Consider the following 12,063-nt stretch of genomic DNA (forward strand, 5'->3'; position numbering starts at 1 on the left):
AAAAGCTTTGGGTTGTTATTTTTAGTGGTGTTAGGCTCGTCAGTGTTGGGATTGATATTGCTACTTTTTTTAGGGCTTGGAAAAATTATTGATAGTAGTGATGCACCTCAATATGGTGCGCAAATGGCTTGGCTGTATTTGCTGCTACAAAGTGTAATGTTAAGCGCAATGAAGTCTGCAATAAAAAACTCAACCCAACGAGCGTTTCAACAGACATTGGTAAAGCGGTATTGGCTTGGTTTGGTGGATATAAAGCTTTTGCTGTTAAGTAATGGCTGGTTGATTGCAAGCCTTGTTATTGCGATTGAACTGAGCATAAACCAGTGGCTTAGGGTGCCGCATTTTTTGGTGTTTTTACTATTACAATTTATCCTCGGCATTTTATGCTTATACAAGCCAATAGCGCTTGTTTATGGATTTTTGTTATCTGCAATGTGGCTAATGTTACCGTTTGATGTAAGTCCACTGATTTATCAGTGTGTCTTTGTGCTGTTATTTGCCTTAAGCACCTTAATGGTACCTTTTAATTTTGCAGCTAAGTTAGAGCTAAGCTCGCTTACAGGCTTTTGGCTAATGTTTTTTATACACAACAGCTGGATTTTGATTTGGCGAGGTGCTTTATTGTTGTGCGTATTTATGGCATTTGAGGTACTACTACAAGAGCGCGCTAATTTAGCTGATATATTTAGTATTTTGTCACTAGCTTTTGTGGTGTTGTTTAGTAGTTCATTACAATTTGATTGTAGTCATCTACATCAACAATATAGTGTGTTTTTTAAAATGCAGAATAAGCAAACAGCATTTTTTATTGGCCAATTTGCTCCTAGTTTAATTGTGCTCTTACTTTCGCTTATTGGTTTTTTTGCTTTATTTAACCAAGCAAGTGGCTTGTTGCTATTAACTGGCATTATTTGGTGCGCACTCCAACAAGCTATCGTGCAAAAAAAACCAGCGCATTACGCGCTGGTTTGGATGATCACAACAGGCGGACTGTTGGCTGCGTTAACCTAACGGGTTAAGCTGCATCTGCTTTGCTGTCTTCACTTTTACGTGCGGCTTTGCCTGCTAATAAATCAGCTGGGTCAAAGTCATCAACGTTAATCACATCTAAGCGGGCTTTTTCAACAGCGGCTAATTTATCAGCTTCTGCTTGGCTTAATATGCCAGCTTCAAGGCCCATTTGCGCTACTTTATCAAGTTGGAAGAATGGCAGTTTAAGGCCTTTTTCTTTACATACTCGTTCAAATAACGGCTCTACAGCCAGTACGTCTTTAAGTGTTTGCTCTTGACGGCCAACTAGGTTTAGTGGCTCATCTTTTAAGTAAACATAGCTTGCTAAACGGTTGCGCGTTTCGCTAGGTACTTGAAGTAGTTGTGCTAGTTTATGCTCAAGTTTGTCGGTAGGTTTACGAACCGGGCGACCAAACGGGAACAACAATACTTTTAATACACCACGTAATGGGGCAGACGGCATGTTATTGATTAAATCAGCAAGGGCACGTTGGCAGTGGTAAAGATGATCCTGACAGCTCCATTTTACTAGGGCTAAATCTTCTTGTTTACGGCCTTCGTCGTTATAGCGTTTAAGCGTTGCAGACACTAAATATAAGTAGCTTAGTAAGTCACCTAAACGTGCTGAAATGCGCTCTTTACGTTTAAGCGAGCCACCAAATACCGCCATGCTAATGTCAGACATAAGCGCAAGCGATGCACTAAAGCGTGATGCTATACGGTAAAACTCTGCGGTGTCGTCTTTGTACGGTACGCTAGTAAAACGTGCACCAGTAAGCGCAAGCCACTTAGTACGTACAAGGTTCGACATTGTAAAGCCAATGTGGCCCATTAGCGCTTTATCAAATACGTTAAGCGCTTCTTCGCGGTCTTCAATTTCACAAGCACCAAGCTCGGTTAGTACAAATGGATGACAGCGAATTGCACCTTGACCATAAATAATCATATTACGGGTCAAGATGTTGGCACCTTCTACTGTTATAGCAATAGGGGCACCTTGATAGCCACGACCTAAATAGTTATTTGGCCCAAGCATTATCCCTTTACCGCCAAGTACGTCCATTGCATGAATGGTCGACTCGCGCATTTGCTCGGTTAGGTGGTATTTAATAATAGCTGAAACAACCGATGGCTTTTCACCTAAATCTACCGCACCCGTTGACATACTAACCGCTGCATCTGAGCTGTAAGCGTAACCTGCAAGTTTAGCCAGTGACTCTTCAACACCTTCCATTTTACCAATTGGTAAACGGAACTGACGACGAATACGGCTATATGCACCTGTTGCTACGGCAATTGTTTTAATGCCACCGGCAGAGTTTGACGGCAATGTAATTGCACGGCCAACTGATAAACATTCAACCAGCATGCGCCAGCCTTGGCCAGCCATTTCTGGGCCACCAATAATGTAATCAAGGGGTACAAAAATATCTTTACCGCGAGTCGGGCCATTTTGAAATGGTACGTTAAGCGGGAAGTGGCGACGACCAATTTCAACACCTGGCGTGTTAGTTGGAATAAGTGCACAGGTAATGCCTGGCTCTTTGTTGTCGCTTAGTAAACCATCTGGATCTTGTAGTTTAAAGGCAAGACCAAGTACTGTAGCCACTGGTGCAAGAGTAATGTAACGCTTGTTCCAAGTAAGGCTAATACCTACTACTTCTTCACCGTTCCATTGCCCTTTACACACAACACCGTAATCAGGAATTGAGCTTGCGTCAGAGCCTGCTTCTGGCGAGGTTAATGCAAAACATGGAATTTCTTGGCCTTGGGCTAAGCGCGGTAAATAATGATTTTTTTGATCTTCAGTACCGTAGTGCTGAAGTAATTCACCTGGGCCTAACGAGTTAGGTACACCTACAATTGACGATAGTAAGGTCGATTTACTGGTTAACTTTTGCAGAACACATGATTGTGCAAACGCAGAAAACTCTAAACCGCCGTATTCTTTTTTGATGATCATGGCAAAGAATTTATTATCTTTTAGATATTGCCATACATCTTGCGGTAAATCGGTAAGCTCGTGTGTTGCTTCCCAATCATCTAGCATGCTACATACTACTTCTACAGGGCCATCAATAAAGGCTTGCTCTTCAATAGTCAGCTTTGGTACTGGGTATTGGTGTAGCTTTTTCCAATCTGGGTTACCACAAAATAAATCAGCTTCCCACCACGTAGTACCGGCATCGATTGCTGACTTTTCAGTGTCAGACATGCTTGGCGTTACTTTTTTAAAGGTAGTAAAAATCGGCTTGATTATGTATTGCTGACGAATGCCAGTAACAGAAAGAGGAACTGCGATGATCAAAAAGATCAACCAGCTAATTAAACCAAAAGCACCTGCAAAGGTACCAATTAGTAATGTTGCGGCAGAAACACCAAGTGCTGTGTTCCAACTCGCTCTGTGGTAAACCGCGATGCTGAGCAGTGCGATTAAACCGAGTGTAAATATGAGTGTCATTGCTTATTCCTTAATAGAGGTCAGACCACCTCAGTTAGAGTAGCGCTAGTGAGCGTAAGTTTCAAGTACATTACAGCGTTAAATTAACGACAAACTAGCCATTATGCTTATCATTATTCCCTTTATAAGGAACAAACATGCACCACTGCTATGTTTAATTCAATCACAGCAATTATTTAAGCACTAAAAATCAGTAAATCAGCTAGCCAAAAAAGTTTTTTTAAGTAAGTATGTCTGTTGTAGCGCATAGTAAAGTACAGCGCTATTTATACGTATTTTTTAAGGGTTAGTTTATTAATGTGTGAATTACTTGGCATGTCAGTTTTTAATAATGCTATCCGTACTAACTAGTCTTAACCACCCTGTATTACTTAACCTTCAGTATTTAAAGCTGTTCTTCTTGTCTCTTTAAGTTAGTATTATCTCTGTCGAAACTGCGACCAGAACTGTGACCTATGTGGTGGTCACAGTTTCAATGGGTGAGATATGAAATTTACAGACAAATCTATAAAAGCGCTTAAGCCTAAGCAAAGTCGGTATGTATTAACTGAAAATGGTAACTACGGCGAAGGGCGTTTACAAATACGTGTAAATGAAACTGGAACTAAAACATTTAGAGTGCAGTATCACTTTAATGACAAACGTAAAGTAATGGGTATTGGTACTTACCCTGCAATTGATTTAAAAGCGCAGTAAACATGCTGAAATATCAGAACTTCTCAGAAACAACATTGACCCACAAGAAAATAAATTAACCCAAGCAAGTATCGCATTTGAGTCAGCAGCTAAACGAACAATGCACCAAATGCTTGATGATTTTAATATCTATAGTAAGTACACGTTGGGCTGAATCAACAATAGACCTAACTGAAAAGCTAATTAAAAGAAACATCACCCCATTTATAAAACCCGAATTAATGCCCGACGAGTTCACAATCGTCATGGCACGCGACATTATTTATCGTGTATATAACCGTGGCGCTAAAGAACAAGCACGACTGGTTCGCAGCGTACTAATGAGCATATTAAAATTTGCGATAGATTTTGATAACTCACCAGAGCAATACAAAAAGCCCGACCTTTACGACATTAAAACTAATTTCATTAGAGACATTAATTTTGAAACACCAAAAAATAAAGGTGAACGCTTGTTAAATGAAGATGAACTAAAAAAAGTATGGGATGCCGACGACCTACCTTATTACACCCAACAATACATAAAATTGGCATTGTTACTCGGTGGTCAACGAGTAAACGAGGTTTATGGATCATACATAAGTGATTTTGACATAGAGAATAAAACATTCACCATTCCCGCAAGCCGTATCAAAGTAAAACAGCGGGGCGATCACATAGTGCCATTGTGCGATACCGCAATACCCATAATTCAAGAGTTAATGCAGCAAAGCGGTAAAGCAGGGCAAATGTTCCCGCATCGTGACAACCCAACAGGCACCGCCCATGTATCAACGTTACGCATGGCAATATTACGCTGGTGCGAAAAAAACAAAGTACCAAACTTTAATTCGCGCGACCTGCGACGCACGTGTAAAACACTCATGGGCAAAGCGGGTATTGATAAAATAAACCGCGACATACTCCAACAACACAACAAGTTTGACGTATCAAGTGTGCATTATGACAGGTATGACTATATGAAAGAAAAACGCAACAGTATAGATGTGTGGGAGAAATTCTTATTGAGAAGTATATAACGACTAGATCGTTATAATTAGACAAAATAACGATTACGTAAGATACTATAATTTCGATAGTTATTAATTTGCATGCTGATCGTCGAGAAATATTTGGTAAATAATAACAACCAAAATTAGTTAATTTAAACTGTACAAGAGAGTGCAACTAAATTATAGTTGCACTCCGAGATTTTAGGGCTATAGTCAATGGGGAAACAAGAAAAACTAAGAAATAGGCTTTTATCTAAGCCAAAAGATTTCACATGGAGTGAAATGAATTCCCTGCTGAGCAATTTAGGATTCGAATTACTTAAGGGGAGCGGCTCTAGAAGGAAATTTGTTCATAATGAAACTAAAACAATAATAATTATACATGAGCCTCACCCTGATAATATTTTAAAGAGGTATATAATTGAACAAGTCACTACTAAGTTAGTTGAAATGGAGTTAATAAATAATGAGTAAATGTCTAAAGTACAAAGGTTTTTTAGGTTCTGTTGAAACTTGCCTAGAAGAAAATGTGGTTTATGGCAAAATTGAATGCATAAATGATCTGATTACTTATGAAGCAACTAATCTTGCTGAGCTTCGTAAAGAGTTTGAGTCATCCGTAGATGATTATTTGGAGACTTGTGAATTATTAGGAAAGCAACCTGATAAAACACTGTCAGGAACTTTTAATGTGAGAGTAGGGAATGAGCTTCATAAAAAAGTTTTCTTAAAAGCTAGAGAAAATGGCAAGTCACTTAATGAATATATTTGCGAGCTTTTAGAGCGCGGGATTGGAGAAATTCAGCAAGTCCATGTTATTCACAAAAACCTGAAAAGTACTCCTATAACAAGAGATTTCGATATGGCCTTCGATATAGCTAATACGTGGGACATGAATACTAAATCAACTTTTATCAACCATACATTTGAAGAGCACTAAACAATGGACTTAAAGAACTTATTCTATAAAGGCCACAACTTAACATCTGTTGATTTTGATATATACTCTGATCGTGAAGGAAAAGGCTATTATAATTACTCAAATGAAATTAATAATGATGTTATTGTCATTGAGGATTTATCGCATTCAGAATCTCTAAAAAGAGATATCCAGATAGAAGTTACATCTTTATTAGAAGGCTTTGAACAAGAAACAGAAGTAAAACTTTTTAGCCTAAAATTAAATTTCACAGCTGTATTTTGTCTTTATGGTGATGATGTATTGGAAGAGACAATAGCTCAAGATAATGAGTGGTTTTTTTTAAACTTTGTTGCTCAATCTGCGAAAAGAACGATCGAATCAATATTAGAAGATACATCCTTAAGGGGAATTCCAATTCCTGCACACCGAAGCCGAGAAAGTTAATAAAGCCCGCTGAATGCGGGCTTTTTTGTGTCTGCAATATAGTAAAACTAAATCGATTTTCCTGCAAAAACGACTTTACGAACTAGCGTACAATTACCGTTTATTGGGATTGGCGGCTTTTAGGAATTTGTGATCATATATGAAGTTAAAACATTGAATTAACGCTTACTTTTACTATATTGAATAAGTTAGGGATAAGTAAGGTAGCTAGGATGAATACCAAAATATGGATTGTAGCACAGGGTTAGTAGTACTTTTATCAGGTTGCTCAGATGCAGAAACACACAAATATACAGAAGTAACCGCATTTAATTTCATTCAAGGGATGGACTTCCCAGCTTTCACTAGACAGTTTCTAACTCAGAAAAATACGCTTCCTCAAACTTAGCAGGTGAAACACCGCCTGTGTGTGAATGCCGTTTTTTTGGATTGTAGAACATTTCTATAAAATTGAATATCTCAGCTTTCGCATCTTCCCTTGTCGAATATATCTTACGCTTAACTATTCGCTTTTTAATCGTCGCAAAAAAGCTTTCAGCAACTGCATTATCGTGACAATTCCCAGCTCGACTCATTGAGGGTACAAGGTTATGTTCTTTCATAAAGGCTAAGTAATCAGCGCTACCATACTGGCTTCCTTGATCACTATGTACCATTACGTCAGCTTTGGGTTGGCGCTGATAAACTGCCATGAGCAATGCTTTAATTACTAAGTGCTTGTCCATGTTTTTATCCATCGACCAGCCTACGATGCGCCTAGAGAATAAATCCATGACAGTTGCTACATACAAGAAGCCTTCATAGGTTCTCACATAAGTAATATCACTTACCCAAGTTTGATTCGGCGCAGGAGGATTAAACTGACGAGCTAGCAAGTTATCTGCAATGCGCGATGTTTTACCGCCTTTAATATGGCGACGTTTATAACCTATTTGCGCTTTGAGTTTATGTTGGCGCATGATCTTAGCTACGCGATTAACACTACATTGCTCACCAGCTTCACGTAAATCTGCGTGTATCCAAGGACTACCGTAAGTGCCACCACTGGCAACGTAAAACTCTCTAATAAGCTTAAGCAAACGATTATCTTCGATTGCTCTGTCACTCAATGGCTTCTTTAACCACGCATAAAAGCCACTGCGGTGTAGCTTAAATAGTTTACACATCGCAACAATAGAAAACTCATTTTGATGCTCACGAATAAAAGCGTACTTTACTCGGGGTTGCTGGCAAAGTACCTTGCGGCCTTTTTTAGAATGTCGCGTTCCTCCGTGACACGTTTTAGCTCGGCCTCAAGTTTGGCGATCCTTAGTTGTTCATCTGATGATTTGGTTTGTTTGGGTTTCTCTGATAACTGGCTTCGCCAGTGATATAACGTTTTGGTACAAATATCTAATCGTTCTGATACTTCAGCAACTGAATAACCACGTTCAGTTATTTGTTTAACTGCTTCTATTTTAAATTCTTGGGTATACCGTTTGCCTTTGCTCATAAAACACCTCTAATTAGAAGTTACAATGTACCTCATTGGGTGTCTAGCAAACTATGGGAAGTCCAAAGTACTTCATTTAAAGCGCCAGCCAGCGACCTATATAAGGTTCTTAGCAGATCAAAGATCTGAAAGGATCGAAACTAATTTCGCTGTTTTACAGTTTAACCGCCTGTAATTTAAAAGAAATAAAAAAGAATAGAATTGATAAACAATAACTTAGCTAGTTACGTGAGGTTTTGAGGATCAAAGTGCTTTTTATGATTGATAATAAAACAATGACTTAATTAAAAATAAAACTGAAATTTAAAAAGCTTTATTTCTACATGGAATATACGTGCAGAAAGCAAAGGAATGTTTGCATATAGTGCTTGGTTGTTTAACAATAACTTCATTAAAGTAGTAAAAATAAATAATGCGAAGGCCACAAAAACAAACATGCAATCAAAACTGTGACCATGGAAAGAGATTAATTATTTAATATTACATAGTATTTTGTTTTATAAGGTTTATTTATTTTATGTGCGAGCTTCTTGGTATGTCAGCCAACGTACCTACGGATATTTGTTTTAGTTTTTCAGGTCTATTAGAGCGCGGTGGAAATACCGGCCCGCATAAAGATGGCTGGGGTATAACGTTTTATGAGGGTAAAGGGTGTAGAACCTTTAAAGATCCTGAGCCAAGCTATCAATCAGAAATCGCCAAGCTAGTAAAAGCTTACCCCATTAAAAGCGTGTCGGTAATTAGCCATATTCGCCAAGGAAACCGTGGCCGAGTGTGCCTTGAAAATACCCATCCGTTTACTCGTGAGCTTTGGGGGCGCGAAATTACCTATGCACATAATGGCCAGTTATCTAACTATCACGATTTAAAACCACAATATTATCGCCCTGTGGGCAACACCGACAGTGAGCTGGCGTTTTGTTGGTTGCTAGATAAAATTCGTGAAAAATACCCAAAACGTCCCTCTAATATGGCCTCTGTATTTAGATACGCGGCTAAGCTTTCGCATACGCTACGTGAAAAGGGCGTATTTAATATGTTATTGACCGATGGCGTATTTGTATTGGCGTACTGCACGAATAACTTACACTACATAACGCGCCGAGCGCCATTTGGTAAAGCAACGTTAATTGATGCCGATATGGTAGTTGATTTTAACGAAGAAACCACCCCAAACGATGTAGTAACAGTAATAGCTACACGGCCGTTAACCAACGACGAACGCTGGCAAAAAATGCAGCCAGGGGAGTTTGCGTTATTTAAAATGGGCGAACTAATTTAGTTAAATAGCCTAAAAGCAAACACAAAAAAACGCGATATAAAATCGCGTTTTTTGTGTTTGCTATCACCGTGTTTACGGCGCTTCTGATCTTACTTCGCTGCTCTCACTTACTGGAGTAGAAACAGGCTGGGTAACGGTAAATGAATTCATTTGTACTTCAAACTGCTCCATGCCTTTTTCGCCTTTCCACATACGTACTAGCATGTAGTCCATTTCTGGTGCAAACCAGGCAAGGGCTTGGCGTTTATCGTTATCGTATAAACGTTTTACTTTTATAGCTTCTACGTTACCAATTGGCAGCGAAATCATTTCTTTGCCAACCACTTCAAAGTTGTAGTCGCGGCGATTACCTTTTTTATCAATAAGCGGAAACGAAAAATAAGTTTCGCCTTTTTTTAAGCCTTCGCGTACTTGTACTTGATACGAAATAGCATCTTGAAATTCGTCAGTCCATTCGCACTTTAGCGGGTATTCGCTAGTACTACTGGTGACCACTTTATTTTGTGTATCAAAGTCTATTTTATAATCTTTATCTGGGCCGGTGCCGGTACGCACCATATTGTAATGATGAGGAGTGACTTTGTTATCTAAAAAAGTAAATACTGAGGTTTCTTCTCGCTTGTCAGAGAAAATCATCCACTCAATATTGCTGTGATAAGTAAGTTGATATGTTTGCTCGCCAACTTTTTTAAGTTCGCGTACTGCCTCGCCATGATTTTTACCTTTGCGTAAAATATCGTAGCTGGCTTGATACTCTGTTAGTTCGCCTGCAATTAGGCTAGTAGGAAGTAAAGCGCCCACACATAACAGCAGGGCACTTATTTTTTTATTGTGGGTAGTGCGCGCCGTGTGCAGGAAGTTGTTTTTCGTCAAGAACTGCATAATCTGCTTCCATAGTAAGTCTGTGTTCACTGAACCACTTGACCACCAAAGGATAAATTATATGCTCTTGTTCGTGCACGCGTTTAGCTAATGTTTCTGCTGTATCATCCTTGAGTACAGGTATTTGCGCTTGAAGAATAACGGGACCGCCGTCTAACTCTTCAGTTACAAAATGAACACTTACGCCATGAACATCGTCTTTTGCATCAATTGCTCTTTGGTGGGTATTCAGCCCCTGATACTTAGGCAACAAAGATGGATGAATGTTCAACATTTTTCCAACATATTTTTGCACTAAGCTAGGAGTAAGAATACGCATAAACCCAGCTAATACAACTAGATTTGGCATAAAAGAGTCAATAACGTTCATTAATTGCGCATCATAGGCCTCGCGCGAGTCAAAATCTTTGTGACTGAGCACTTTTGTAGCAATACCTGCTTGTTTTGCACGCTCAAGGCCGTAAGCGTCTGCTTTGTTACTTATAACAGCCGCTATGTGTCCGTTTATTTCGCCGCGCTCGCAGGCATCAATAATGGCTTGTAAATTAGAACCACTACCCGATATTAATACCACTAAGCGAATGGGTGCCATTACTTAGCACCACCTACGATTTCTACTTGCTCTTCGCCGGCAACAGCATCTTGAATTTCACCAAGGTGCCATGCGTTTTCGCCAAGCTCTTTTAAAATGCTTAAGCTTTGCTCTAGCGCATCGCCTGGTACTACTAATACCATGCCTACACCACAGTTAAATGTACGGTACATTTCGTGCGTAGTAATATTGCCGTTTTCTTGTAACCAGTTAAAAACGGTTGGCCACTGCCAGCTATCGCCTTTAACTACTGCTTTTGCAGAATCAGGCAATACACGCGGAATGTTTTCCCAAAAGCCGCCGCCAGTAATATGCGATAGGGCATGCACGTCTACTTGCTTAAATAACTCAAGTAAAGGTTTAACGTAAATACGGGTTGGCTCTAGTAAGTGCTCGCCTAGTGTTTTGCCGTCAATAGCTTGGTTCGTATCGGCGTTTGATACTTCAAGCACTTTACGAATTAAAGAAAAGCCGTTTGAGTGCGGACCGCTAGAGGCAAGGGCAATAAGTTGATCGCCGGCTGCTACTTTTGTGCCATCAATAATTTTAGATTTTTCTACTACACCGGTACAAAAACCGGCCATGTCGTAGTCTTCACCATCGTACATACCTGGCATTTCAGCTGTTTCGCCGCCAATCAGGGCACAGCCAGAAATCTCACAGCCTTTACCAATACCGGTTACTACATCAGCCGCTGTGTCTACATCTAGTTTACCTGTTGCATAGTAATCTAGAAAAAACAGGGGTTCAGCGCCTTGTACTATTAAATCGTTTACACACATTGCAACTAAATCAATACCTACAGTGTCGTGTTTTTTTAAGTCGATAGCTAAACGTAGTTTAGTACCTACACCGTCAGTACCTGCTACTAGTACAGGCTGTTTGTAACCTTCTGGAATTTCGCAAAGAGCGCCAAAACCACCAATTCCGCCCATTACTTCTGGACGACGCGTTTTTTTAACTACGCCTTTAATACGCTCAACAAGTGCATTACCAGCGTCGATATCTACGCCCGCGTCTTTATAGCTTAATGACTGTTTTTGTTCGCTCACAGGTTTTCCTCAAATAATTGCTTGGGGTTGCTTTTCGATAGCTTAGAAACGCGCGTATTTTACAACAATTGCAACTGCGCGGCTAGCTCAAATATAGTTTTGAAATAATTAACAAGGACACTTGTCCGCTATTAGTTTGTTAATTGCACAAAAAAAGCACCCTAGGGCGTGTTGACCTTTGCGGATTGGAATTTGTTCAATCTAGGGGCGTTCAAATCGCGGCGCGAGGTTTGTAAC

General features: G+C 39.7%; 12 protein-coding genes. 7 read left to right on the forward strand and 5 right to left on the reverse strand.

What is annotated here, in order from left to right; translation table 11 throughout:
• Positions 1-1,011, forward strand: a 1,011-nt coding sequence (locus B4F91_RS02750) for a DUF6136 family protein (RefSeq protein WP_288635359.1), incomplete at its 5' end; no start/stop codon positions are given.
• Between the two features lie 4 nt (positions 1,012-1,015).
• On the opposite strand, the gene fadE is transcribed toward B4F91_RS02750, so the two are convergent.
• Complete coding sequence (gene fadE, locus B4F91_RS02755) at positions 1,016-3,472, reverse strand: acyl-CoA dehydrogenase FadE (RefSeq protein ID WP_004589028.1); 2,457 nt, start codon at positions 3,470-3,472, stop codon at positions 1,016-1,018.
• 486 nt (positions 3,473-3,958) lie between these two features.
• On the opposite strand from fadE, the gene B4F91_RS02760 reads away from it, so the two are divergent.
• From B4F91_RS02760 to B4F91_RS02780, 5 genes are all read left to right on the forward strand, one after another.
• A complete protein-coding gene (locus B4F91_RS02760; protein WP_286937780.1) occupies positions 3,959-4,168 on the forward strand; it encodes an Arm DNA-binding domain-containing protein in 210 nt (69 codons plus the stop codon).
• A 116-nt stretch (positions 4,169-4,284) separates the two neighbouring features.
• Complete coding sequence (locus tag B4F91_RS02765) at positions 4,285-5,187, forward strand: site-specific integrase (RefSeq protein ID WP_286937781.1); 903 nt, start codon at positions 4,285-4,287, stop codon at positions 5,185-5,187.
• A gap of 189 nt (positions 5,188-5,376) precedes the next feature.
• A complete protein-coding gene (locus B4F91_RS02770) occupies positions 5,377-5,634 on the forward strand; it encodes a type II toxin-antitoxin system HicA family toxin (protein ID WP_286937783.1) in 258 nt (85 codons plus the stop codon).
• Positions 5,627-6,100, forward strand: a complete 474-nt coding sequence (locus B4F91_RS02775; RefSeq protein ID WP_286937784.1) for a type II toxin-antitoxin system HicB family antitoxin — start codon at positions 5,627-5,629, stop codon at positions 6,098-6,100. The genes B4F91_RS02770 and B4F91_RS02775 overlap by 8 nt, the downstream gene beginning before the upstream one ends.
• Positions 6,101-6,103: 3 nt before the next feature.
• Entirely contained in the window at positions 6,104-6,526 is a 423-nt protein-coding gene (locus B4F91_RS02780; RefSeq protein WP_286937786.1) for a hypothetical protein, read from the forward strand.
• 344 nt (positions 6,527-6,870) lie between these two features.
• Here B4F91_RS02780 and B4F91_RS02785 read toward each other — a convergent pair.
• Positions 6,871-8,018, reverse strand: a protein-coding gene (locus tag B4F91_RS02785; RefSeq protein ID WP_138594434.1) for an IS3 family transposase whose coding sequence is annotated in 2 segments (ribosomal slippage) — positions 6,871-7,781 and positions 7,781-8,018 — 1,149 coding nt in all. Because the reading frame shifts where the segments join, the coding sequence is not laid out codon by codon here.
• Positions 8,019-8,535: 517 nt separating this feature from the next.
• Here B4F91_RS02785 and B4F91_RS02790 point away from each other — a divergent pair.
• Positions 8,536-9,300, forward strand: coding sequence for a class II glutamine amidotransferase (locus tag B4F91_RS02790; RefSeq protein ID WP_004587229.1), 765 nt, complete (start codon positions 8,536-8,538; stop codon positions 9,298-9,300).
• Between the two features lie 72 nt (positions 9,301-9,372).
• Here the strand turns inward: B4F91_RS02790 and B4F91_RS02795 are convergent, their stop codons facing one another.
• Genes B4F91_RS02795 through purM form a run of 3 tightly spaced genes read right to left on the reverse strand, consistent with a single transcriptional unit; the run spans position 9,373 to position 11,826 of the window.
• Positions 9,373-10,110, reverse strand: a complete 738-nt coding sequence (locus B4F91_RS02795; RefSeq protein ID WP_029772580.1) for a DUF3108 domain-containing protein — start codon at positions 10,108-10,110, stop codon at positions 9,373-9,375.
• A 16-nt stretch (positions 10,111-10,126) separates the two neighbouring features.
• A complete protein-coding gene (gene purN / locus B4F91_RS02800) occupies positions 10,127-10,774 on the reverse strand; it encodes a phosphoribosylglycinamide formyltransferase (RefSeq protein WP_004588939.1) in 648 nt (215 codons plus the stop codon).
• On the reverse strand, positions 10,774-11,826 hold the full coding sequence (gene purM, locus B4F91_RS02805; RefSeq protein WP_288635361.1) for a phosphoribosylformylglycinamidine cyclo-ligase: 1,053 nt from the start codon (positions 11,824-11,826) through the stop codon (positions 10,774-10,776). The genes purN and purM overlap by 1 nt, the downstream gene beginning before the upstream one ends.
• Between the last annotated feature and the right edge of the window lie 237 nt (positions 11,827-12,063).

It is taken from the genome of Pseudoalteromonas sp. UBA6610, assembly GCF_002433295.1.
GTDB classification, from domain to species: Bacteria; Pseudomonadota; Gammaproteobacteria; order Enterobacterales; family Alteromonadaceae; genus Pseudoalteromonas; species Pseudoalteromonas atlantica.